The organism is Psychroserpens mesophilus, from assembly GCF_000826645.1.
Classification (GTDB): domain Bacteria; phylum Bacteroidota; class Bacteroidia; order Flavobacteriales; family Flavobacteriaceae; genus Psychroserpens; species Psychroserpens mesophilus.
Genome location: NZ_JXJP01000013.1, coordinates 16,103 through 41,776, shown reverse-complemented (window position 1 = coordinate 41,776; position 25,674 = coordinate 16,103). Strand labels below are relative to the sequence as shown.

Here is a 25,674-nt window from a genome sequence, read left to right as displayed (position 1 = left end):
AAAGCATATGCTTTTTTTATATGTAATTTAATGTTTAATTTCGAATGGCAACAGATGTTTTGTTGTCCCATTCGGTAACACTTGTTACAGCATTATTTGTATAATCTACTTCTTTTAGTGTGGTATCATTCCAATAAAACCACTTGCCGACTTTTTTCCCATTATCATAATTCGCTGAAATACTCTTTTTACCTTCAGTATCGAAACTCAACCACTCACCATGTAATTTACCATCTAAAGTGTAAGCTCCTGTCTGGCTTACCAATCCATTGTCATGATAATAAGTTACATCAATTAAATTGGTGTTTTTGTTAAGTTCTAATTTTCTCTCTTGCTGAGCAAAAGAAACCATACTGATTAATAAAACGAATACAAGCAATACTCTTTTGTTCATAATTATGGGTTTAAAAATTATTTAATACTCAAATATAAAGATTAGATAATATTTAAGCAACAATTTGGTAACATTAATTTTACATTAAACCAGTAAAACACTGTAAATCAATTGTTTGAAAATTTATACAATAAAGTTAAAGTTTAATAATTAGTTAATACTAAGATGACACTGTAATTAAACATCTCATTTACATTTGTTCTTGTCTCATGAGACATATTAGTTTCGTATAATCTATTAGTTTTTGTCGACTAATTATCATGAATTCTAATGACTGCCTTTGGCCAAGGCAGTTTTTTTGTTTTAAAAATTTAATAATTAGGAAACGATTAGTTAACATTAAAGTTGGTTATTTGTGCACGACAAAAACTATTACTTATAATGAAACTTAAAATTACTCTAATCACTTTTGTGCTTTGTGTATGCTCATCGATCAACGCTCAAGAAATTAGTGACACTTCCTTTGGCAAGGGAATGATAAACTTCGTTGCAAAAGACAGTTCTTTCAGTGTAAAATTTGCACCTCGTTTCCAAGTGCGTTCCATCTCATCATGGGATCATGATGGTGATCAATACGGTAGTCCTGAACATAATTTTATTGTAAGACGAGCCCGATTAAAGTTTGATGGTTTTGCTTATAGTACTAAACTTAAATATAAGATTGAACTTGGATTATCTAATCGAGATATTTCTGGAGCTAATGCATATAATAGAAATACACCACGTTACATACTCGATGCAGTAATCATGTGGAATTTTGCTGGTAACTGGGAACTTTGGGCTGGTCAAACAAAATTACCAGGAAATGTTGAACGTGTGGTTTCTTCTGCAAACCTTCAGTTAATTGATCGCTCTTTATTGAACAGTAGGTTTAATATTGATCGTGATTTAGGAATTCAATTACGTCATAAGACCAAGTTAGGAGTAGATTTTTTAATGCGAGAAAAATTATCAATTTCACAAGGTGAAGGGCGAAATGTTTCTGAAGGAAATGAAGGAGGTTTGCAATATACAGCTCGATTAGAATTTTTGCCTTTTGGAACATTTAAATCTAAAGGTGATTACAGTCAATCTGATTTAAAGCGTGAGCAAAAACCAAAATTAATGTTAGGCATCACCTATAATTATAATCAAGATGCTGTTCGAGAGAGAGGATTTGCAGGAGATTATATGTTGAGATCTGATGGTTCTCTTTATGAAACAGATCAAACTACTATTTTTGCTGATGCAATGTTTAAATACAAAGGATTTTCATTTATGGGTGAGTATGCTAAACGTACAGCTGACAATGAAATCGCAACAGAGTTGGATGGTGTTACTCCCACAGGTGATGTTGTTTTAACAGGAAATGCTTTAAATGTACAGGCTGGATATTTATTTAAAAGTAATTACGAAATAGCAGCTCGATTTACAACCGTTAGTTTTGAGCGCATTACAGAAACGCTTCCAAGGAAACAGTATACCTTAGGAGTTAATAAATTTGTTGTCGGCCATAAACTAAAAGTACAGTCGGATATTAGTTATACAACCATAAATGGTAACGAGGATAACATGACTTTTAGACTTGGTTTTGATATTCACTTTTAACGTGTTAAAAGATAACAATTAGATAACTTTAAACTTAAATGAACTAAAGATATTTGCAAACTTATTTTAAGTAAATTTGTAAACTTATTTTAATTAAAAATCATGGATAATATTTACTTGTTAATGTTAATTGCTATCACAGTTTTAGCAGTTGCTGACATCGTTGTTGGCGTAAGTAATGATGCGATTAATTTCTTAAACTCAGCCATTGGTTCTAAAGCCATTTCCCTGCGCACCATTATGATTGTTGCTAGTTTGGGAATATTTATTGGAGCCGTATTTTCTAGTGGAATGATGGAAGTTGCGAGAAAAGGCATTTTTGTGCCAGCCCAATTTGAATTTGGTGAAATCATGCTCATTTTTATGGCGGTGATGATTACCGATATCTTGTTACTAGACTTTTTCAATACTTTAGGCTTACCAACATCAACGACCGTTTCAATTGTTTTCAATTTACTTGGAGCAGCTGTAGTAATGTCGTTAATTAAAATTAGTAATTCTGAATCTGAAACATTAGCAGATCTAGCCACATATATCAATACCGATAAAGCCATTGAAATTATCTCGGGAATTCTGCTTTCAGTGGTCATTGCTTTTTCTGTTGGAGCCCTTGTACAATGGGTTTCTAGACTTATATTTACGTTTAATTATGAGAAAAAAATAAAGCATTTTGGTATAGTTTTCGGTGGATTAGCTTTAACAGCAATTACCTATTTCATTTTCCTTAAAGGATTAAAGGGAACACCTTATTATAGTGAATTAAAAAGTTTAGTAGAAGGCAACGAATTTTATATTATTGTTGGAAGTTTTATCTTCTGGACTTTGTTTTCATTCTTATTTGAAATGCTGACTAAACGTACAGTTTTATTGGTGGTTATTGCTGTGGGAACTTTTGGATTGGCATTGGCGTTTTCTGGAAATGATTTGGTGAATTTTATAGGTGTCCCAATGGCAGCTTATCATTCATACGAGGCATGGATAGCAGGAGGCATGGACGTTACCATGTCTATGGCGGTTTTAGAGAAAAAAGTCCCTGCCGAACCTCTATTGCTTTTTATTTCAGGAGCTATTATGGTTCTGACATTGTGGTTTTCAAAAAAGGCTAAAACGGTAGCAGAAACAGAAATAAGCCTTTCACGTCAAGGCGAAACTCATGAAAAGTTTGAACCTAATCGCCTGTCGAGATCAATTGTTAAAGGAACAACTCAATTATCAAACTATTTTGGTATCGTTATACCGAATTCAATTCAAGAAAAAATAGGAAAGAGTTTTGAAAAGCCAAATCAAATTGCATTAACTAAAGATCAAAGTATTGATGCTCCTGCATTCGATATGATTCGTGCTTCAGTTAATTTAATGGTTGCTGGTGTGTTAATTGCTATAGCAACATCTATGAAATTACCGTTATCAACAACGTATGTCACATTCATGGTGGCCATGGGTACGTCACTTGCAGATCGTGCTTGGGGAAGAGAGAGTGCTGTTTATCGTGTTGCGGGTGTTTTAAATGTTATTGGCGGATGGTTTGGTACTGCAATAGGTGCATTTATTGCTGCTGGTATTGTAGTGTTTTTAATCAATTGGAATCCAAGTGTGATCATCCCAATTTTACTATTACTTACCGTTCTTTTGTTATACAGAAATTATGTGTCTCACAAAAGAAAATCCTCTAAAGTTATTGACGAGGATAGCCTTAAAAAAGCAGAAAGTAGTTCACTTCAAGGTGTTATTCAAGAAAGTGCTAAAAATATTGCTAATGTTGTTAAAAGAACTAATAGAATTTATTCAAATTCTGTAGTGGGATTAGCAAAACAAGATTTAACAATTCTTAAAAAGAGTAAAAAGCAAGTTGTAAAACTAACAGCTGAGGTAGATGACTTAAGAGACAATATTTTTTACTTTATAAAGAATTTGGATGAATCTAGTTTAGAGGCCAGTAATTTTTATATTAATGTGCTAGGTCATTTGCAAGATATGTCTCAATCACTCGAATATATTTCTAAAGTAAGTTATAAGCATATTAATAATAACCATAAGAAGCTTAAGTTTAGTCAAATAAAAGAATTAAAAGAATTAGATGATAAACTTGAGATATTATTTAGTGATACCGAAAAAGCTTTTAAATCGGAATCTTTTGAACAAATAGGAAATATTCTAAGTGAGAAGAAAGAAGTATACGATTTGGTTAAGGAAAAAATACACAAGCAGGTACAACGCACAAGAACTGAAGAGTCAAGTCCTAAAAATACAACCCTTTATTTTGGTTTACTTCTTGAAACAAAAGATTTGCTTAATGCGACAATGAATTTATTGGATGAATATCATAATTCTTTTGATAGTTCTGTCGAACCAGCAAAAATAACTGTTGTTGATGAAATAACTGAAAAAGGAGAATCATCTGACCAAGAAGAGTAAGTCTTAAAAGCAGTAATTTAAATATAAGCCATCATTGTCATTAGTGATGGCTTTTCTTATGGTGCTAAAGTGATTAATATATATCCCAAAACAGCACCAATTACTATAGTCCATATTGTACTTATTGTTGTTTTAAAGGTGATAAAAATCGCTATTAGAGCAATTACAATACTTTGCCATTCGATAAGCGTTTCTTTCGCCATTATAAGTAAAACAGCAATCATTACAGCTACAGCTGCCACATTAACAGAATCTAAAAAATAGCGAAGGATAATAGATTTGCGCATTCTGGGTATGAATGGATTTAAGAGTAGTACAAATAAAAATGAAGGTAAAAAGATACCTGTAGTAGCTGCCAATGCACCAGTAAATCCTGATAGTTGATACCCAATAAATGTTGAGGTAGATAACACAGGGCCAGGAGTAAATTGACCTATTGCGATAGCATCAATAAGTTCAGCTCTCGATAATAATCCTGTGGTTACTAATTCTGCATCCAGATAGGCAAAAAGCACATAGCCACTACCATAAAGTATCGCTCCAACTTTCAAAAAAATTAAAAAGAGTTTTCCAGCCGAAACCTTGGCAACAATACTGTTTATACCTAAACACATTAAAATCGGAGAAATTGAATTAAGATGAGTCGCTGTTTTAGATTTTAAATAGAAATACAACATGCCTACAACACCAGCAAATAACAGCGCAATCACTTCATTAATACCTAAGAGACTAGCACTTAACACCAATAGGCCAAGTATGATGAGCTCTATACTTTTAATTGCCTTTTTACTTAATTTTAAAATTGCAGATGCTATAATGGCCAGAACAGCTGGTTTAATACCATAAATGAAAGGTTCAACCTCTGGTAGTTGTCCGTATTTTACATAGAGATATGCTAAAAGCGCTGTAATAATGGTTGCGGGAAAAATAAAAGCGATACCTGCCACAAAAAGACCTGATTTACCTGCTCGTTCAAAACCACAATGCATGGTCATTTCGGTAGAGTTCGGACCAGGTATTAGATTAGTAGTTCCTATAAGATCAAGAAAATAATCTCTTGTCATCCATTTGCGCTTTTCTATAATTTCATCTTCCATCATTGCAATGTGCGCTGCAGGACCACCAAATGCAAAACAACCTAATTTAAAAAACACCAAGGCAACTTCTTTGAGTTTAGGATTCATAATTAAAATCTTCACAGGTTGAAAATAATATCAAGTTCTTGTAGTTCAAATATAGTATTCTTCAGTTAACATCAAATAGTTTAAATTAGTGGATCTAAAATAACAATTATGACCTTACGTACCCTCTTGCTAGTTCTGGTTTTCAGCATTCAATCCATTGTAGCTCAACATATGAGTGGTGCATTACTTTTAGAAAAAGCAATTCAATATCATGATCCCTTTGATAATTGGCAAACATTTCAAGGTGAATTTAATGTTGTTATGGAAATGCCTGAAAATCCTAAAAGAATAAGTCAAATAAGCATCGATCTTCCATCTGAATATTTTAAGGTAAAAGCAATTCAGGATTCTGTTACAACAGAATACATAATTGATCAAGGAACTTGTTTAATTTCTTTGAATGGAAAGACCGATTTAAGTAAAGCTGAATTATTTTCAAACAACCTGAGTTGTGATCGCGCAACGCTTTATAAAAATTATTACACCTATCTCTATGGTTTACCTATGAAACTTAAAGATAAAGGCACAAATATTTCTGAAACTGTAAATCGAAAAACGTTTAAAGGTAAAGATTATCTGGTGTTAAAAGTGAGTTATGATGAATCTGTAGGAAGTGATGTCTGGTTTTTTTATTTTAATCCTGAATCGTTTGCTATGGAAATCTATCAGTTTTTTAAGACCGATGAAAACGGGAACTTGAAACCAGATAGTGGCGAATATATCATGTTGTCTGAAACTGAAACTGTAAACGGAATTGTTATGCCTAAAATTAGAGCCTGGTATTATAATAGAGATGATGCTTATTTAGCTACAGATATTTTAGAAAAATAATGTAAAATATCAATAACCATTGTCGAGCAAACTATCTTTTCTACCATATAATAATTCGGCTACTTCAATCAATTTTTTATTCATATCGTTAACGTTGGTGTAATCATTAAATAGCGAAGAAGCCATTTCAGCCGAAATTAAATTTTCTCTGATTAATTTGTCTATAGATTTATTGCTTTTTCTAATGTTCTCTTTGGCTTCCTTTTTTAAGTTAAACAATTTTTTTGCGTAGACTTCAGTATCCTCAGCTTTTCTAAACAGATAGATAATTCGCAACACTTTAATGATTTTTTTTCTGAAACCATCGTACTCTTTCAACATATACGGATTATCTAAATCTAAAGACAAATTAATGTTTTTATTAAGTTCTCCAGCATCTTTAATAATCTCAACCATTTTACGATTAGCGATTTTAATATCACTTATAGCTATATTTTCCTTTTTATTTAGTGTTAAATCATTTTGGGCAGTTATGGCGTATCTAATGATTTCACCATAAATAGTTTTTACCTTTTTGTAGTAAAGTTTATCTACGTCAGTTTGTAAGTTTTTTGTGGACTTTTTGACAATGTTTTTTATTTTTTCATCAGATATTATATCGTCTCTATGAATATTTAACGCATGTGCAACGATTTCAAAAACGGCATTTTTATATAAATATTTGGATTCATTAATCAGTGCAGAAATAACAGTACCTGGGAATTTTAAAACTGCCTCATTTAGAAATTTTGGTTCATCAATATCTTTGTGTTCGTTGTCTTTGAAGAATTTTAATAAAATTCGTTCTAAAGCTTTAATAAGTGGAATCATAATAATAACTCCAATGACATTAAATATGGTATGAAACAGTGCCAATTTTAAGGTATAATCTGTAACGCCTATGTTTGCGAACTCAGACAGCTTATTAACCAATTGTGCTAATGGGTATATTAAAATTAAGGCCACAATTCCTGTCGCCAAATTAAAAATGAAATGTGCACCAGCCAATCGTTTTCCGGCTATATTAGAACCTATAGATCCTAAAACTGCTGTAATAGTTGTGCCTATGTTGGCTCCAATTGCTAATGCCAGTGCATTTTCATATTCAATTTGTCCAGCTGCTAATGCCGTTAAGATTAAAGCCAATGTGGCGCTACTTGATTGTAATACTGTTGTAATAATGATTCCCAACAAGGCATAAATAATTACGCCTTTAAATCCTGAAATAGCATATTGCGTTAAATCGATGTAATCTTTAAAGACATCAAAGCCTTCTTTCATGAAATGAATACCCAAAAAGAAGAATCCCAATCCTGCTAAAATCTTGCCTAAGCCTTGTAATGAGGTCTTTTTTTGAACAGAAAAAATAACCCCAAACACCAATAAAGGCATTGCTAATGCCGAAATATTAATTTTCAAACCAAATGCAGCAACTAACCATGCTGTTGCTGTCGTTCCTATATTTGCCCCGAAAATAAGACCGATGCCTCCAGATAAACTAATAAGTCCTGCACTAATAAATGAAATTGTAATAACGGTTACTAAGGAGCTTGATTGAATTAAGGCTGTTACTACAGCACCAGCAGTGATGCTTTTATATAATTTGTCTGTTGCTTTTTTTAATACATTTTGTAAGGGGCCTTTAGTGAAAACTTTAAACCCATCCTCTAGCATGATCATCCCAAAAAGTAAAATTGCAATTCCTGCTGCAATTGTTTTAAAATTCGGATTAGAGTAAAGTACTATAGCTAATAGTAGTAATAAAAAAGCAAATAGTATTTTTCTTATCATTTCAGTCCATTGTGGTTTTGTAAAACTAAATATAAAAATAATCTAGTACTGATGTACTCTCTGTAGTCAATAACTTTCGAATACGGTATTGAAAATTATTAAATAAAATACAATTCTTTTTTGATGACAATTTTATTATTAAACGATGATACACTAAACCGAACTATTTAAATACACTTATTATGAAACAACACTCATTTTTTAAGGGTTATCTAATTCCAGTTTTAGTAATTATGCTAATTTGTATTGGTTGTGAAAAAGACTCTACTAATGAAGCACCACTTGGTGATGAAGATGGTGCCTTTGAAATGTTTCAAATCATGCAAAGCATCAATACAGAATTTGTACGTATTGGAGAAGAGCAAAATTTAGTGCCTTATGTTGCACTCGACCGTGTGGTTGCTTTTGCTGAAGCATTAGAAGGCGTAGAACATGCATTCAAGGTAGATACTGGATACCTTCACGTCACGACTTATAAAGGCTTTACATCTTCAATACAAATTGATGAAGTGGATGAAAATGGCAAATCGCTATATAGAGGTGCCGAAAGTGGCACTTCAGCATTAAAGACATTCAGGACTCAGCAGCTTAATAGTGATTGTGTAAATAAAATAGAAAATAAAAAAGTACTTTTATTTGCGGCAGCTCACGACGACTTTTATTATACTGGTGAATATGAAACACGTGTTGTTAATCTTATACAAAATAGTGATTTAGATCTTGAAGTAACGGTTTTAAAAGAAGAACAATGTACTTGGGAAGTGACGAAAACGTTTGACCAATATGGTATGGTAGTTTTAGACACTCATGGAAGTCCAACTCATGTACAATTGGGTAATGATTTATCGTTTAACCCACAAAACATCCCAACCACGAGACAAGAGTTTATCAATGCGCTTGTTGACCAACTTGGTACTGAAACGGTTCTAGCCATCATTAATCGAAGTTTGGGAGTAAGTATTTACTATAAGTATAACCCAAATACCGTGTTAGATAATTTATGGGGAGAATATATGAACAATCAAAACATAAAGCGCACCCTAAACTTGACATCTAAAGGAATACGTAGTGTACTTCCTAACTTAGATAATACGATTGTGTTTTCAAATGCTTGTTATAGTGGTTTTAACGCATTTTCGTATATAAATCATAGAGGGAATACCGTAAATACAGATCCCATACAACCTGCTTGGATGAGTAAAAATCCTATTGCTTACTATGGTTACGAAGCTGCTACTGGTGGAGTATCCTATCGAGTTCTTGATGAACCAACATGTAAAACCAGTGCAGATTCGTTATTCAAATCTCTGTTTTATGATAAGGAACCTACAGGTTCAGCGCACTTGTTTTATGGCACAACGCTTTATGAAGAACCTGGATCTAATACTAAAGATTTTCAAAGAATAAATTATGGGCCTTTATATTTTAAACAATATGGCAATGAAGATTACTGCTACGAGACTTGTGAAAATGAAGAGGACTCTTATTTTACAGCTAGTATTTCTGGCTTATCTTTAGAAGAATTTGAAGCGGAATCGTTTAATTATTATGCGAATGCTCAAGGAGAAGGCTCTTTGTTGCTTTCTGGAAGACGCGAAGCAGATGGTGTGTTTTTGTCCCATACTATAAATCTCAGAACATTTAATTATCAAGGTGTTGGCACATATCCAGTTGGTGCTGCAAGCGAATCAAATGAAGGTTGGGATGCCAGTCTAGTCATCCACAATAATATTTATTATGATAGTTTTGATCCACCAACAGGTTTTGTAACCATTACTGAAGAATGTGACACCTATATCAAAGGCGTATTTAGTGTATTGGTTCGTAGAGATGGAACTGAAGTTACATTAAACGGTAATGTTTTCATTAATTTTTAGGAAAAAAGATAACGTGAATACTGGTAATAAATAGAACTAATAAAAAAGCATCTCTAATGAGATGCTTTTTTTACTTATAACAAATAGTTTCAGGTTTATGAACCACACATTAAGCAATCATCACCTTCAGCTTCTTTAGCCTGAGCAATTAGAGCTTTCATTTCTTCAGCGCTCATGGGTTCTACTTCTACTTTCTCAGCAGTCTTTTTTGCAAATTTTGCAGCAGTTTCAGCAGCTTTCATTTGTTTTTGTGCTACATCATCTACAGCTACATCTTGTACTTCAGCAACTGGCTCTGCTTTTGCTTGTCTGGTAATTGTAACTTTTTTAGCATCGACAGCACTCTTGGTACGTAAGTAATACATTCCGGTTTTTAAGCCGCTTTTCCATGCGTAAAAGTGCATAGATGTTAATTTAGCCATAGTCGCGCCTTCTAAGAATAAGTTAAGCGATTGCGACTGATCAATAAAGTAACCACGTTGACGAGACATATCTATAATATCTTTCATAGATAGTTCCCAAACGGTTTTGTACAATTCTTTAATATCCTGAGGAATGCAATCTACATTTTGTACAGACCCATTAGCTCTCATGATTTCGTTCTTTAAATCTTCATTCCAAAGTCCTAATTCAACTAAATCTTCTAATAAATGCTTGTTGACAACAATAAATTCACCAGATAGTACACGACGTGTGTAAATGTTAGACGTATAAGGCTCAAAACATTCATTGTTTCCTAAAATTTGAGATGTAGATGCTGTTGGCATTGGAGCAACTAAAAGTGAATTACGAACACCATGTTTTAAAACTTGCTTACGTAATTTAGCCCAATCCCAAAGTCCGCTTAATTCTTCATCTTTAATACCCCAAAGGTTGTATTGGAATTCGCCTTGACTGATAGGAGAACCTTCATAACTTTCGTAAGGACCATCAACTTTAGCTTCTTCCATACTTGCTGTAACTGCAGCAAAATAAAGTGTTTCAAAAATATCGTGATTTAATTTTTTAGCTTCATCACTCGTAAATGGCATTCTCAACTTGATAAAAGTATCAGCCAATCCTTGAACACCTAATCCAACTGGTCTGTGGCGGAAATTAGAATTTTCAGCTTCTTTTACAGGATAGTAATTTCTATCAATCACTCTGTTTAAGTTTTTCGTCACACGTTTCGTGATTCTGAATAACTCTTTGTGATCAAATTCTCCGTTTTTAACAAACATTGGTAAGGCAATCGATGCTAAATTACATACAGCAACTTCATCTGGAGACGTGTACTCCATAATTTCTGTACATAAGTTCGACGAACGAATGGTTCCTAAATTCTTTTGGTTCGACTTACGGTTTGCTGCATCTTTATACAACATGTAAGGTGTTCCGGTTTCAATTTGTGATTCTAATATTTTTTCCCAGAGTTCTCTCGCTTTAATCGCTTTACGACCTTTACCTTCAGCTTCGTATTTAGTGTATAATGCTTCAAATTCTTCACTGTGTACATCGCATAAACCTGGACATTCATTTGGGCACATCAACGTCCATTCTCCATCTTCCTGTACACGTTTCATGAATAAATCTGGCATCCACATGGCGTAAAACAAGTCACGAGCACGCAGTTCTTCAGCACCATGATTCTTTTTCAAATCTAAGAAACTCATAATGTCTGCATGCCAAGGTTCGATATACATGGCAAAGCTTCCTTTACGTTTTCCACCGCCTTGATCTACGTAGCGAGCCGTATCGTTAAATACTTTCAGCATTGGGACAATTCCATTACTGGTTCCGTTTGTACCAGCAATATAACTTCCTGTAGCTCTAATATTATGAATAGATAAACCGATTCCTCCAGCAGATTGTGAAATCTTAGCCGTTTGTTTTAAGGTGTCGTAAATTCCATCAATGCTGTCATCTTTCATAGTTAATAAAAAACAAGATGACATTTGAGGTTTAGGTGTTCCTGAGTTAAATAAAGTTGGTGTAGCGTGTGTAAAATACTTTTTAGACATTAATTCGTAAGTCTCAATGGCTGCTTCCAAATCGTCAAGGTGAATACCAATGGATACTCTCATTAACATGTGTTGTGGACGCTCGGCAATTTTCCCATTTAATTTTAAAAGGTAAGATCGTTCAAGCGTTTTAAATCCGAAATAATCATAACCAAAATCACGGTTATAGATGATAGCAGAATCCAGTTTGTCTTGATTTTCGCTAATGACCTTATAAACTTCGTCACTCAACAAAGGTGCTTTTTTACCTGTTCTCGGATTTACATACGTGTATAAATCGGTCATGACCTCACTAAAGGTCTTTTTTGTGTTTTTGTGTAAGTTAGAAACTGAAATACGAGCAGCTAAACGTGCATAATCAGGATGAGCTGTCGTCATTGTAGCCGCTTGCTCAGCAGCTAAATTATCTAATTCACTTGTAGTTACACCATCATACAGACCGTCAATCACTCGCATTGCGACTTTAATAGGATCTACAAGTTCATTGAGGCCATAACAAAGTTTACGGACTCTTGCCGTAATTTTGTCAAACATTATAGGTTCTTTTCTTCCGTTTCTTTTAACTACATACATACGTTACACATTTTTTAGTTTTTTCTGAAGCCACCATTCAGAAAAAGGGATTAGTTAGCTACTATTAATCAGTAGGAGGCTGATTAATAGCTGATTAATTATTAGTTGTTTTTATATTGAAATTAAAACTGGTTGTAAACCTTTTGTTAGTTGGTATAACTAAAGAAACACGATACCAGTTAAAATAATTCTGCTTTTGTTTTAGTTCTAGAAATCGAAACTATCTGAACCAAAATCATATTTGTTTTCTTCTTCTTCTTTGTTAAGAACACCAGCTTTTTGATATTCTGATACACGTTTTTCGAAGAAGTTCGTTTTTCCTTGCAATGAAATCATGTCCATGAAGTCAAAAGGATTAGCTGTATTGTAGACTTTTTCACAACCCAAATCTTGAAGTAAGCCATCAGTTACAAATTCTAAGTATTGTGACATTAATTTAGAATTCATACCAATTAAACTTACAGGAAGAGATTCTGTAATAAATTCTCTTTCAATATTTAAGGCGTCTACTAAAATTTCTTTAATGCGTTCTTTTGGCACTTTGTTTACTAAGTGATGTTCGTGTAAGTGAACGGCAAAGTCGCAGTGCATACCTTCATCACGAGAAATCAATTCATTAGAGAATGTTAAACCTGGCATCAGTCCACGTTTTTTCAACCAGAATATTGAGCAAAATGAACCCGAGAAGAATATACCTTCAACAGCAGCGAAAGCAATTAAACGCTCAGCAAAACTTGGAGATTCTATCCATTTTAATGCCCAATCTGCTTTTTTCTTAATGGCTGGAAATGTCTCAATAGCATTAAAAAGCATTGCCTTTTCTTTTTCGTCTTTAACGTAAGTATCTATCAATAATGAGTAGGTTTCACTATGAATGTTTTCCATCATAATTTGGAAACCATAGAAAAATTTAGCCTCACTGTATTGTACCTCATTCACGAAATTCTCAGCAAGATTTTCATTTACAATACCATCACTTGCCGCAAAAAATGCCAATACATGCTTGATAAAGTAGCGTTCATCATCTGTTAATTTTCCTGTCCAATCAGTTATGTCTTGATGTAAATCAATTTCTTCAGCAGTCCACATACTTGCTTCAGATTTTTTATACCATTCCCATAAATCATGATGTTGAATTGGGAAAATCACGAATCGATCCTTATTTTCTTGTAAAATTGGTTCTACAACTTGAGACATATTTATTAGTTTTTTTATTAAAAAATTAACTGAAAATTTTCGGGTGATTTGGGACTAACAAAGATTCAAAAATGTATGAGATATTTCACCTTTTTTCATGAAACCTTTTCAACAAGTTTTTAACAATTCGGAATTCTCAAAAAAATTAAAGATTTGTTAAAAATAATTTTAAAAACCTGATAATCAATATAATAAATAAATACAAAAAGTAAGTATTATCCTATTAAATATGCTGTTGTAATGCATGTTTACTGTGTTGTTTAGATTGTAAAATCAGACCTGAAATTAGAACAAAAAAAGAGAGCTTTTATAGCCCTCTTTAATCCCTAATAATTAATTAAACTAACTAAAATTATGTACTGAATAATAGTTGTATGAAGACCTTAAATTAAAAAGTCAGGTTTGACCCTGACTTTTAATGATTAATAGCATTTAATCAAATAGTGAATCCCCACGATCACTTTTTTTATACCTATTAACACTTATTGGTCATTTAATTTGTTAAACAAATATCAAATTTTTTAGAGGATACCTAAATTGAATTTGTGTGGTTGGTATTGAAAACTGTATAGTTGGTAAGTTCAGTTTTTACAACACCTTTAAAAGACTTTTTTAAGCATAATACACATAAAACTTAGCTAACCATACATATTACAAATGATTTGTTTTATAATATTATATATTTGATATTATGATAAAAGCTGTAATCGTTGATGACGAGCCAAAAGCCATACAAAGTTTGTCTTGGGAGCTCTCTAATTTCAGAACCGACATTGATGTTATAAAAACTTTTTCTAATCCGGAGGAAGCCATAGCATATCTCAACAGCAATACGCCAGATTGCCTGTTTTTAGATATTCAAATGCCAACGATGGACGGGTTTCAGTTTTTAGAAAAATTATCAAATAAAGACTTTGCTGTAGTCATCACTACGGCTTATGATGAATATGCTATTAAGGCTTTGAAACACGAAGCAATAGATTATTTATTAAAACCGATAGATTCTGATGACCTCGAAGCGACCATTGAAAGAATTAAAAAATTCAATTACAGGGCTTTGAATGTATCAAAAATTGAAGAGGTGCTCACCAATTTTAATGGCAAGCTCGATAAAAAGCGCATTACGATTAATACTGATGGGAAGCTTATTTTTCTGAATATTGATGACATTCTATACGTAGAGTCTGATGGAAACTACAGTACTATCATTTTAGAAGAAGCTCAAAAGTTAGTCATTACAAAAAAATTAAAAGAAGTTGATGCTATTTTACCAGAACACTGTTTTTTCAGAATTCATAATTCATATATAATTAACCTGAACAAAATAAAAGAGTTTATTAAAAGTGAAGGTTATGTTGTGATGCAATCCAATCACAAAATTCCAGTAGCCAGGCAGCGAAAGTCTGATTTTTTAGAGAAATTATAAGATGAATCATCATTTGGATATAAGCTTTAATACTATAGCCAGAATTAAACGTGTTTTAGTTTTGTTTTCTTGCTTTTTAATAGCTTTAAATATTCATGCTCAATATGATTTAAATTCAGATTTTGCTTCACAATTAGAATTTATTACAACATCTAAACCTAGAGATTATAAGGTATTAGATTCACTGTTTTCAAAATTTGAAAGGGATACTTTAAAAATGAATGTTTTAGTTCGTAAATCTAAAGCGCTCAATTATCCCGATGGCGAAAGTTTTGCTTTAAACCATTTAGGTGTATTCTATAGAAATAATTCACTTTACGAGAAAGCCATTGATATGCATGTAAAAGCAAATGCGCTTGCTGCAGAAGTTGGCAATCTTGAATTGAGAATCATCAATCTCAATAATATTGGTGTAGTTTACCGACGTATGGATCTTGTGAAACCGGCTTTAGATTTCCATACAAAAGCGCTTGATATTGCCAGATCTGCTGATCAACCTTCTGAAGAAATTAAATACAATATTGCAGTATCTCAAAATAGTATTGGTAATATTTATCTGGTTCTTGAGCAATATGAACTAGCCATGCGTCAGTTTCAAAAATCAATTGAGATTGAAAATGAGTTGGGTAATAGACTTGGTTTGGCTATTAATTACCAAAATATAGGTTTTGCTTATGAAGCGCAAGGTGAGCTTGAAAATGCGCTGAGAAATTATAAACGTTCTTTAGATTATAACAATCAAATCGATTCTGAACTTGGGCGCGTCATTTGTTACAACAGCATTGGAAAAGTGTACATTAAGCAAAAAGAGTTTAATGATGCAAAAGTTATTATTGAAAAAGCACTGGAAAAAGTCTTAAATATTGGAGATCACTTTTATATCGCATCTTCATATATCAACTTAGGATGGGCTCAGAAACATTTAAAGTTAAATGATTTGTCTGAAATTAATTTAAAAAAAGGTTTAGGTATTGCGGAAAAGTATGGTCTTAAATCATCTATTGTTGAAGCCCAGAAACATCTATCAGATTTATATGAATTGACGAACAGACCTGATTTAGCGCTTAATGCTTACCGAGATGCAGTAAATCTTGAAAAGACAATAGCCAATGAACGTAATTTAAGATATGTAAATGATGTTATTATTCAGTATGAAAACGAAGCCAAGAATAATCAAATTAAAGCGTTAGCAGATGAAAATGAACTGGTAAAATCCAGACTTGAGCGCAATAAGAAGTTGTTCTGGTATTCGATGTTGGCATTGGCTATTATTGGAGCAATTATGGTTGCTTTGTACAGAACCAGACAACTGCAACAAGAGAAACAAATTCTAACTTTAGAACAGGATATGTTGCGAAGTCAAATGAATCCACATTTCATATTTAATTCGCTCAACTCTATAAAATTATACATCATAAATAACGAAAAGGAAAATGCGGTTTACTATCTAAATAAATTTTCAAAACTCATCAGAAAGATTTTAGTCGCCTCCACAGAAAAAGAAATCTCTCTAGAAGATGAACTCGATACCATGAAGCTTTATATGAATATTGAGAATATTAGATTTTCTAATGCTATACATTTTGAAGTCAATATTGATGACAAAATCAATACTTCAGGAATAAAAGTGCCATCTATGATTTTACAACCATTTTTAGAAAATGCGCTTTGGCATGGTTTATCATCTAAAAAAGAGGATGATAAAAAAATCATTCTTAATGTGTATCAAACGAATGCAAATTTAGTGACCATTTCAATTGAAGATAATGGCATCGGAAGAGCACAATCATCAAAGATTAATAACGATAAACTATTAAAGCGAAAATCTGTTGGAATTTCATTGACCAAGGCAAGGTTGGCTAACTTTTCAAAAGGATATATACAGGACTACAAAATTACGATTGAAGACCTTTATGATCAACACCGAAACGCTTCAGGCACAAAGGTTATCGTAGAAATCCCTACACAGTCTATAGCGTCATAAACTTTTTAATTTCCAAAAGCTCCCATCATGGAGCCATATGTTGTGGTGTCGATAGAGAAATCAGTTTTATCAAGACCTACACATTCCATAGTCATACTGTTTTTATCTTTTTTCTTGTCGATAAATATCATTTGCATCATAAGTCCGTTCTCAGCATATTTTTCTATCAACTCTGGATTAAATCCTTTAGGTATATTTTTCATGTCTGCTCCCCAAATTTGATGGAAACTAAATGGCACTTCGTTTGTAATATAAAACGTAATTTTAGAATCGTCATTTTCACCTTCAAAACCTTCACAGTGGTAACCCAAAATAGTTTTTGATCCAATTTTTTTAAATGTGAAATCCGTAGTCGAATCGTCAGATGTAAAATGGTTTCCTTTCAGACTTGATTTTTGCACCATTTTCTTCCCCATCATTTCCATAAACATTGCGCTGACACTACGTTCGTTATCCATAACCATAAACATTTTAGCATCATTATTATCTTCCATCATTGCAGAGGTGTCAAAGCCAAAATATGAAGCATCTTTTTTAAGATAATAATCGAGCTGTGCATCTTTATTTTTATGTGTTATTTTTAATTTATAAACGTAGTCAAAATCATAAGTATTTGGTAGGTCAGCCTTAGATTTGGTTTGGGCTGTAATGTGTCCTAAGAAAATAAAAAAAGTAACTAAAAAAGTAAGCTTAACGGTGTTTGTGGTTTTCATAAGTTTAAATGAATTATGGAATTAACTAATTGATAACCTGAAAACTACACAAATAAAGCGTAGATGTTGTACACTATTGTGTAATTGGTTGAAGATATTGTATTGTTGGCAACTAGCCGTTTATTTGTAAGTTTCAGCTACTTTTTCTAATTCTTGATACCAATCTTCGCCAAATTTTCTGATGAGTGCTTCTTTTACAAACTTGTAAACTGGAACTTGTAATTCTTTTCCCAAAGTGCATGCATCATCACAAATTTCCCATTTGTCATAATTAACTGCAGAAAATTCAGAATAGTCTTTAATCCGAATTGGATATAAATGACAAGAAACGGGTTTCTTCCAAGAAATTTCACCTTGATTATAAGCCTCTTCAATTCCACAAAGTGCTGTTTTTTTCTCATCAAAAATCACATATGCACAATCTGCTCCATCGATTAAAGGAGTTTCAAAATCTCCGAATTCTGTAGTGATATGTGTGCCTTGGGCTTCAATGGCAGCGATTCCTTCTTTGCGTAAAAACGGTTTCACTTTTGGGTAGATGTCTTTTAGGATTTCTATTTCTTCAGAATCTAAAGGAGCACCAGCATCACCATCAATACAACAGGCACCTTTGCATGCCGAGAGGTTACATACAAAATCTTTTTCAATAATACTTTCAGAAACAATTGTTTTCCCTAACTGAAACATGGCTATTTTGGCTTTTTACGTAGCCGTAAAAATAGTTAAACTTTACCATTTTTTAACGTTATAAATCTGTCTTAAAGACTTACTTTTGCCGAAAATTTGAGAGTCATGGATATTCAATTGAATTTTAAAGAAATATTTACAGCGTTCATGGTGTTGTTTGCAGTTATTGATATTGTTGGCAATATTCCCATTATCATCGATTTGCGCAAAAAAGTTGGACACATTCAAAGTGAGAAAGCCTCAATAATTGCAGGTGTGATTATGATTGTTTTCTTATTTATAGGAAAAAGTTTACTTAATTTAATTGGTATTGATGTCAATTCATTTGCAGTTGCAGGTGCTTTCGTTATCTTTTTTATCGCATTAGAGATGATTCTTGGGATTACATTGTATAAAGATGATGGCTCAGGCGCAATGACAGCTTCAGTATTTCCTTTAGCATTTCCTCTCATTGCTGGACCTGGAAGCTTAACTACACTCCTATCATTAAGAGCAGAATTTGCTATTGAAAACATTATTATTGCTGTTATTTGTAACGTTATTGTTATCTTTATTGTGCTTAAAACCTCTGCAAAAATTGAACATGTTTTGGGTAAAAATGGAATAAATATTATCAGAAAAGTATTTGGTGTGGTATTATTAGCTATTGCAGTAAAACTCTTTGCACATAATATTAAGGCCCTTTTTGAACTTGTATAAATATCTAAAATGAAATTTTTCACCATCATTGTTACTATAATAGCTATTGTTTTAATTGGATATAATAGCACCGAAATTGATTTTGAAGCACCTTTTGAAGGGCAAAGCGTCGTTGCATTAATTACCATTTTCGCTTCGCTTTGTGCTATAGCTTTGTTACAGATTTTGAGGCTGTCTAAAAAAGTTGATCAAAAACTAAAAAACAATTCCTAATGTTTGATGCACTTATTGTTGGAGGTGGAGCTGCAGGTATGTCATGTGCTTTGGTTTTAGGGTCTGCTAAGTCTAAACCTTTTGCTGAAGACAAACGCATTGGAATTGTGATGCATCAAAGAGCGTCTCACTTACAAACCGCTTTATTTAATAATGTTTTAGGTTTAGCGCCAGGAACTACAGGAGCTTCTATATTAGAGGATGGTAAAACACAATTGTCGCAATTGTATCCTCATGTTGAGCAAATTGAAAATGAAAAAGTAATTTCTATTGCTAAAACTCCGCAAGGATTTACAGTAACCACAAACAAAAATGCATATGAATCAAAATTAGTAGTGGTCGCTGTTGGTTATACTAATTTAATAGATATTAATGGTATTGAAATGTATGTAGAACCACATCCAAGGGCAGCTATTGAAAAAGAGCGCATCTGGTTAAAGAACCACAACCATTTGGTTGAAGAAAACCTTTATGTTGCAGGAACCATGGCTGGATGGCGAAGTCAATTTGCTATAGCTTCAGGAAGCGGAGCACAGGTAGCTACAGATATTTTAACGCTTTGGAATGATGGTAAGCATACCAAAATTCATGATAAAATTTAGCTAATTATTCGTTTAGAGTTTCGCTGGATTTACTTAATAAAATGACCTCTTCAATCATCGTGTCTGTTTCATTGATAATTTGTTCTGAAACATTACTGCTATACAGTTGACTTGCCAGCTCAGCTTTTATAAGTGTTTTCATTTGTTCATGATAATTAATAAATGAAATACTAGTCCGTTCCTTTAAATTAAGGAAATCCTGAAATTTTTCAACCATTACATCACTAACATCAAAGCTACTAATAAACTCTGAAGCGTTTATGTTATCGTAAATTGTTCGGTCTTTATCTAACTCTTCAAACACAAAGTTGCTAACATAACCTCTGCGTTTAATATAATTAAGCGTTTCATTTTGGGCACTAATATCTAATGGTACAAAAATATCAGGAATGATGCCTCCACCTCCATATACAATTTTCCCATTAGGTGTAGTGAATTTCAGTGAGTCTGAGATTTCGATATTTTCAGAATTTTCAAACTCACCATTGCTCAAACGTTTATAATAATCATTATGATAATCGTTGTTATTGCCATTGTCATAAGGACGTTGAATTGAGCGACCTGTTGGTGTGTAATATCTAGAAACCGTTAATCTGACAGCACTACCATCACCTAAAGACATTTCACGTTGTACTAAGCCTTTGCCATAACTTCTACGTCCAACAATAGTGCCTTTATCATTGTCTTGTAAAGCTCCGGCTACAATTTCACTGGCTGACGCTGAATTTTCATTAATTAGAATGTAAATGTCACCTTCTTCAAAATCACCACGTCTGGTAGCATAGCTTTTTTCAATTTTGCCTGCTTTATTTTTAGTAAATAAAATAAGTTTATCATCTTCTAAAAACTCATCTACTATTTGTTCGGCTATACCAAGAAACCCGCCAGGATTATCACGAAGGTCTAATGCTAGTTTTGTGGCACCTTGATCTTGAAGTTGATTTAAGGCTTTTTTAAACTCTTTATATGTTGACTCTGCAAAGCGATTAATTTTAATGTATCCTAAGTTGTCAGTTAGCATATAAGCCGCATCAACACTCTTGATTGGTATGTCTGAATATTTAACTTTAAAGGTCAATAATTCATCTTCTCCTGGACGATACACCTTAAGCGTAATCTTACTATTTTTTTCGCCTTTTAATTTTTTAACGATAGCTTCATTAGTCCATTCCCGACCAAAAATAGAATCACCATTAGCCATAATAATTCGGTCACCACCTTTAATTCCAGCTTTTTCACTTGGTCCACCTTCAATAGGTCTAATTACAGTAACCGTATCTTTATAGGTATAAAAGCTAACGCCAATTCCAATAAAGTCACCTTTCATATTATCGGTAACCCGTTGCATTTCACTTTTTGGAATGTAGATGGAATGCGGATCAAGATTATCTAAAATACCATTAACTGTGACGTCAACGATACTATCTGTATTAACCTGATCAACGTATTCATAATCGATATAATCAATGAGTCGGTTGAGTTTATCTTTTTTACTGTTTGTCGTAAACAAACGATCAGAAGTATCTGAAAAATTTAGTTTTCCTCCAATAAATACACCAGCAGCAATGGCAATTCCTAATAATAATGGTATGTATTTTTTTTGAAAGTTCATTTATGCCTTTAGATTTTCAATAAGTTCAAGAGTTATTCCAGCTTTTTTAAGAAACTGAAGCCCAGAATCATCTTTATATCCTTCGTGATATACAACACGAATTATGCCAGCCTGATGTATAAGCTTACTGCACTCTTTACAAGGTGAGAGCGTTATGTATAAAGTAGCTCCTTTACAAGATTGCGTTGAAGCGGCTACTTTTAAGATGGCGTTAGCTTCGGCGTGAAGTACATACCATTTTGTGTACCCATCATCATCTTCACAATAGTTTTCAAACCCAGTTGGTGTTCCATTGTAACCATCAGAAATAATCATTCGATCTTTTACAATTAGTGCACCTACTTGTTTACGATTACAGTGGGAAAGTTTTCCCCATTCTTTAGCAATTCTTAGATAGGCTTTATCGTATCGAAGTTGTTTCTCTTTCGGCATTATATGTCTTTAAAATGTATATAACGAATATAAACGGTTCATATTTTAATTACAATAGTATATAGACTAATACATAACTACATTTCAAAAGTAATGATTATAAAAAAGGGATACACACTAAATTTTTGAAGTTTACGTTAAAGTTTTACCAAAATACAAGTTGCCGTCTTAAATTTTTTAAGAGAATAATTCATTCGTAATAAGTATTGGTAATACGCTTCCTAACACAATTGCTGAAATTACCATAATCCAGTCACGCCTAGAAAATCTAAAAATAGTCTGGCAAATAAAGCTTAAAAAGATTACAATAAACGCAATGATTAGTTGTCCGATTTCTATACCTAAAGCAATTTCTAATATGGCGAGCAATTTGTTTTCAGATGCAGATATTAAACCATTGAGTTCATTGGCGAATCCAAGCCCGTGAATGAGGCCGAAAAATAGGGTTATAAAAAAGAGAAATCCAAATTTGCTTTGATGTGTTTTTTTTCCAGAAGTAAAAATATTAAAGAGCGAAACGATTAAAATTGTCAATGGAATTAAAAAGGATGTGACTCTTATATTTAAGCTTACGATATTGTAGGTAACTAAACTTAAAGATAAACAATGACCAACCGTAAATATAGTTATGAGTAACAAAATGCGTTTCCAGTCTTTAAAAAAATAAGGAAGTGATAATACAATCAAAAAAAGAATATGCTCATAAGCATTGATATGAACGACATGGTAGATGCCATGCTGTAGGTTTGATATAAAGTTATCGATCATGGTTTAATTATTTGGGTTATTTCAAAGTTACATTTTATAATTTATACTTGAAATTAAAATGTAAAAGAAAAGCATACAGTACAAATACCTTAACATCACTTAAATATTATTAGTAATATTTATCATGAAATAAGAAATGCATAATATTTTTATTTAAATTCGTATTAAAGTAGAATTTACTAAGGAGCTTTATAACGTTAAACCTTTTTACTCTAATGTGAATTTTATTTTTTAATTACAATTTTTTTATATCTTTAACGCTTAAACTAATAAAATTAAGAACTAGAACGATGAAAAGACTATTTTCTATCTTAGCCATAGCAGGATTAATGGCTTTCACTACTACTGTAAATGCTGCAACAAAGATTGCAACTACACTACAAGACGCAGATGTACCTACTGAAGAACTATCTTTTACGCAACAAGTAAAAGAGCGTTTTATTGAAGGTGGACCATTCTTTATGGGAATTGTATTGCTGTGTTTAATCTTAGGATTAGCAATCGCTATTGAAAGAATTATTTATTTAAATCTTGCAACTACAAACACAAAAAAATTAACTCAAAATGTTGAAGAAGCTCTTCAATCAGGTGGAGTTGAGGCAGCTAAAGAAGTTTGCAGAAACACAAAAGGACCTGTTGCTTCCATTTTTTATCAAGGCTTAGATAGAGCAGATGAAGATATTGATGCTGCCGAGAAAGCTGTAGTCGCTTATGGAGGTGTTCAAATGGGACAATTAGAAAAGAATGTCTCTTGGATTTCATTATTTATAGCATTAGCACCAATGCTTGGTTTCATGGGAACTGTACTTGGTATGATTGATGCTTTTGATAAAATTGAAGCTGCAGGTGATATGAATCCATCATTAGTTGCAGGAGGTATTAAAATTGCCTTATTGACAACAGTATTCGGTCTTATCGTAGCTATTATTCTTCAGATTTTTTACAACTATATCATTGCAAAAATTGACAGTATCGTTAATGATATGGAAGATGCTTCAATAACTCTTATGGATTTATTGGTAAGACACAAAAGGTAATAACCAAATTATTAAATCATAGATAATATGAATATTCAAAAAATAATCAAAATTGGTGCTTTAGTAATTGGTCTGATCGCAGTATTCTTTTTAGTAAGAATTATCATGCTTGGTGATGAAGCAATTGAAGCAGATGTTGCCAACCAAGGCATACTATCTGGATTCATTACTTTAGCACTTGTTGTACTAGCAATCGCTGCAATTTCAGCAGTAGTTTTCAGTCTGGTAAATTTAGTTAGCAATCCAGATAAATTAAAAAAGGCACTTCTTTCTTTAGGTGTATTTGCTGTAATTCTAGTTTTAGGATATGTGATGTCTTCTGGACAAGAAAGAATATTAAGTGATGGCACAACGCTTACTGCTGCACAATCACAAATGATTGAAGGTGCTATTAAAGCATTTTATATTTTAATTATGTTAGCGGCTGGACTGATGCTGTTTTTCGGAGTTAAAAAGATGTTAAGTAAATAATAATACAAACTAAATTATGGCAAAACGATCAGCACCAGAAGTAAATGCAGGATCTATGGCTGATATTGCATTCTTATTACTCATATTCTTCCTGGTAACTACTACAATACCTAAAGATTCAGGTATTACCCGTAAGTTGCCTCCAATTGAAGAAAATGATGAGGATGTAATTATTAAGGAAAAAAATATTTTTACCGTACTATTAAATGGTAAAGATCAGCTTTTAGTTGAGGATCAATTGATGGAGATTAAAGACTTAAGAAAAGCTGCTGTAAAATTTCTTGATAATGGAGGAGATGGAACATGTACGTATTGTAAAGGTGCCAAAGATCCTAAATCATCAGACAATCCTGATAAGGCTATTATTTCTTTAAAAAACGATAGACAAACTTCATATGCCGCTTATATTACTGTTCAAAATGAATTGGTTGCAGCATATAATCAACTTCGTAATAGGAGAGCCTTAGAATTAGGACCAAAAAAAGGATTTTCTGATATGGATTTCCTAGCGATGGAAAAAGCTTACGATGATCCTAAATTTATTGGTAACAAAGAAAAACTCAAAGAAGTTATTGAGCAAATCAAAATTGAAATACCTCAAAAGCTTTCAGAAGTAGAATAAATTAAAACATAGAACATGTCTAAATTTAAAAGTAAAAAAGATAATAGTTTGCCTGCTGTAAATACAGCATCTTTACCAGATATTGTATTTATGTTATTGTTTTTCTTTATGGTTGTAACTGTAATGAGAGAGGATAATCTATTAATCGAAAATAGACTTCCACAGGCAGATCAAGTTGAAAAATTAGATAAGAAATATCCTATTAGTTATATCTATGTAGGAAAACCAGCAAAAGGTTACGAGAAATTTGGTACAGAAGCCCGATTACAACTGAATGATAAACTGGCTGAAATTAGTGAAATTCAAGCGTTTATCAATTCTGAAAGAGCAGCTTTAAGAGAAGAATTAATACCAAAGCTTACGGTATCATTAAAAGTTGATAAAGAAGCAAATATGGGTATTGTAGGAGATATTAAGAAAGAGCTAAGAAAAGCTAGTGCATTCAGAATTAACTATACGACTGCTACTGGTGATGCTACAAAAAACTTAGATTAAGTATTTTCTATTCATAATAATTAAAGCATCCTAAATTTTAGGATGCTTTTTTTGTTCTTACCTCTTAATATTTTAAGGCCTATTG

23 protein-coding genes are annotated in these 25,674 nt (G+C 32.6%); 13 read left to right on the top strand and 10 right to left on the bottom strand.

The annotated features are described in order from the left end of the window. Positions 1-34: 34 nt before the first annotated feature. Positions 35-394 carry a toxin-antitoxin system YwqK family antitoxin gene (locus tag TD18_RS10510; protein WP_040252322.1) on the bottom strand — a complete coding sequence of 120 codons (360 nt, stop codon included), beginning with the start codon at positions 392-394 and terminating at the stop codon, positions 35-37. Positions 395-775: 381 nt separating this feature from the next. Between TD18_RS10510 and TD18_RS10505 the strand changes: the two genes are divergently transcribed. Beyond that, positions 776-1,981, top strand: a complete 1,206-nt coding sequence (locus tag TD18_RS10505) for a porin (RefSeq protein ID WP_040252319.1) — start codon at positions 776-778, stop codon at positions 1,979-1,981. A 102-nt stretch (positions 1,982-2,083) separates the two neighbouring features. Further along, entirely contained in the window at positions 2,084-4,396 is a 2,313-nt protein-coding gene (locus TD18_RS10500) for an inorganic phosphate transporter (RefSeq protein ID WP_040252317.1), read from the top strand. A gap of 56 nt (positions 4,397-4,452) precedes the next feature. On the opposite strand, the gene chrA is transcribed toward TD18_RS10500, so the two are convergent. Beyond that, positions 4,453-5,580, bottom strand: coding sequence for a chromate efflux transporter (gene chrA, locus TD18_RS10495; protein WP_040252316.1), 1,128 nt, complete (start codon positions 5,578-5,580; stop codon positions 4,453-4,455). 108 nt (positions 5,581-5,688) lie between these two features. On the opposite strand from chrA, the gene TD18_RS10490 reads away from it, so the two are divergent. Then, complete coding sequence (locus tag TD18_RS10490; protein WP_040252314.1) at positions 5,689-6,411, top strand: DUF6503 family protein; 723 nt, start codon at positions 5,689-5,691, stop codon at positions 6,409-6,411. Between the two features lie 9 nt (positions 6,412-6,420). On the opposite strand, the gene TD18_RS10485 is transcribed toward TD18_RS10490, so the two are convergent. Then, a complete protein-coding gene (locus tag TD18_RS10485; RefSeq protein WP_040252312.1) occupies positions 6,421-8,181 on the bottom strand; it encodes a Na/Pi cotransporter family protein in 1,761 nt (586 codons plus the stop codon). 182 nt (positions 8,182-8,363) lie between these two features. On the opposite strand from TD18_RS10485, the gene TD18_RS10480 reads away from it, so the two are divergent. Continuing rightward, positions 8,364-10,058 carry a hypothetical protein gene (locus TD18_RS10480; RefSeq protein ID WP_152611361.1) on the top strand — a complete coding sequence of 565 codons (1,695 nt, stop codon included), beginning with the start codon at positions 8,364-8,366 and terminating at the stop codon, positions 10,056-10,058. A 95-nt stretch (positions 10,059-10,153) separates the two neighbouring features. Here the strand turns inward: TD18_RS10480 and TD18_RS10475 are convergent, their stop codons facing one another. Together TD18_RS10475 and TD18_RS10470 are read right to left on the bottom strand one after the other, a co-directional pair. Further along, positions 10,154-12,631: a ribonucleoside-diphosphate reductase subunit alpha gene (locus TD18_RS10475; protein WP_040252309.1), complete on the bottom strand. Its 2,478-nt coding sequence runs from the start codon at positions 12,629-12,631 to the stop codon at positions 10,154-10,156. A gap of 207 nt (positions 12,632-12,838) precedes the next feature. After that, complete coding sequence (locus TD18_RS10470) at positions 12,839-13,828, bottom strand: ribonucleotide-diphosphate reductase subunit beta (RefSeq protein WP_040252307.1); 990 nt, start codon at positions 13,826-13,828, stop codon at positions 12,839-12,841. Between the two features lie 691 nt (positions 13,829-14,519). Between TD18_RS10470 and TD18_RS10465 the strand changes: the two genes are divergently transcribed. Both TD18_RS10465 and TD18_RS10460 read left to right on the top strand, forming a co-directional pair. Then, positions 14,520-15,254, top strand: coding sequence for a LytR/AlgR family response regulator transcription factor (locus TD18_RS10465; protein ID WP_040252305.1), 735 nt, complete (start codon positions 14,520-14,522; stop codon positions 15,252-15,254). A gap of 1 nt (position 15,255) precedes the next feature. Further along, positions 15,256-17,238 (top strand): tetratricopeptide repeat-containing sensor histidine kinase, encoded by a 1,983-nt coding sequence (locus tag TD18_RS10460; protein ID WP_040252304.1) that lies wholly within the window; start codon positions 15,256-15,258, stop codon positions 17,236-17,238. A 5-nt stretch (positions 17,239-17,243) separates the two neighbouring features. On the opposite strand, the gene TD18_RS10455 is transcribed toward TD18_RS10460, so the two are convergent. Further along, on the bottom strand, positions 17,244-17,951 hold the full coding sequence (locus TD18_RS10455) for a DUF4412 domain-containing protein (RefSeq protein ID WP_040252302.1): 708 nt from the start codon (positions 17,949-17,951) through the stop codon (positions 17,244-17,246). A 120-nt stretch (positions 17,952-18,071) separates the two neighbouring features. Beyond that, positions 18,072-18,638: a DUF3109 family protein gene (locus tag TD18_RS10450; protein ID WP_040252300.1), complete on the bottom strand. Its 567-nt coding sequence runs from the start codon at positions 18,636-18,638 to the stop codon at positions 18,072-18,074. A gap of 111 nt (positions 18,639-18,749) precedes the next feature. Here TD18_RS10450 and TD18_RS10445 point away from each other — a divergent pair, with 111 nt between their 5' ends. From TD18_RS10445 to TD18_RS10435, 3 genes are read left to right on the top strand one after another with little or no spacing between them, the layout of a single operon-like run. After that, positions 18,750-19,337: a MarC family protein gene (locus TD18_RS10445; protein ID WP_040252535.1), complete on the top strand. Its 588-nt coding sequence runs from the start codon at positions 18,750-18,752 to the stop codon at positions 19,335-19,337. Between the two features lie 9 nt (positions 19,338-19,346). Further along, a complete protein-coding gene (locus TD18_RS10440; protein ID WP_040252298.1) occupies positions 19,347-19,550 on the top strand; it encodes a hypothetical protein in 204 nt (67 codons plus the stop codon). Next, on the top strand, positions 19,550-20,152 hold the full coding sequence (locus tag TD18_RS10435) for an FAD-dependent oxidoreductase (RefSeq protein WP_040252296.1): 603 nt from the start codon (positions 19,550-19,552) through the stop codon (positions 20,150-20,152). The genes TD18_RS10440 and TD18_RS10435 overlap by 1 nt, the downstream gene beginning before the upstream one ends. A gap of 4 nt (positions 20,153-20,156) precedes the next feature. Here the strand turns inward: TD18_RS10435 and TD18_RS10430 are convergent, their stop codons facing one another. From TD18_RS10430 to TD18_RS10420, 3 genes are all read right to left on the bottom strand, one after another. Then, positions 20,157-21,764 carry a S41 family peptidase gene (locus TD18_RS10430; protein ID WP_040252294.1) on the bottom strand — a complete coding sequence of 536 codons (1,608 nt, stop codon included), beginning with the start codon at positions 21,762-21,764 and terminating at the stop codon, positions 20,157-20,159. After that, on the bottom strand, positions 21,765-22,196 hold the full coding sequence (locus TD18_RS10425) for a deoxycytidylate deaminase (protein WP_040252292.1): 432 nt from the start codon (positions 22,194-22,196) through the stop codon (positions 21,765-21,767). Between the two features lie 177 nt (positions 22,197-22,373). Beyond that, positions 22,374-22,964, bottom strand: a complete 591-nt coding sequence (locus tag TD18_RS10420; RefSeq protein ID WP_040252290.1) for a HupE/UreJ family protein — start codon at positions 22,962-22,964, stop codon at positions 22,374-22,376. Between the two features lie 290 nt (positions 22,965-23,254). On the opposite strand from TD18_RS10420, the gene TD18_RS10415 reads away from it, so the two are divergent. Genes TD18_RS10415 through TD18_RS10400 form a run of 4 tightly spaced genes read left to right on the top strand, consistent with a single transcriptional unit; the run spans position 23,255 to position 25,589 of the window. Beyond that, a complete protein-coding gene (locus TD18_RS10415; RefSeq protein ID WP_040252287.1) occupies positions 23,255-24,001 on the top strand; it encodes a MotA/TolQ/ExbB proton channel family protein in 747 nt (248 codons plus the stop codon). Positions 24,002-24,028: 27 nt separating this feature from the next. After that, positions 24,029-24,472 (top strand): hypothetical protein, encoded by a 444-nt coding sequence (locus TD18_RS10410; protein ID WP_040252285.1) that lies wholly within the window; start codon positions 24,029-24,031, stop codon positions 24,470-24,472. 16 nt (positions 24,473-24,488) lie between these two features. Further along, complete coding sequence (locus TD18_RS10405) at positions 24,489-25,094, top strand: ExbD/TolR family protein (protein WP_040252282.1); 606 nt, start codon at positions 24,489-24,491, stop codon at positions 25,092-25,094. 15 nt (positions 25,095-25,109) lie between these two features. Further along, on the top strand, positions 25,110-25,589 hold the full coding sequence (locus tag TD18_RS10400; RefSeq protein WP_040252279.1) for an ExbD/TolR family protein: 480 nt from the start codon (positions 25,110-25,112) through the stop codon (positions 25,587-25,589). Positions 25,590-25,674: the final 85 nt, after the last annotated feature.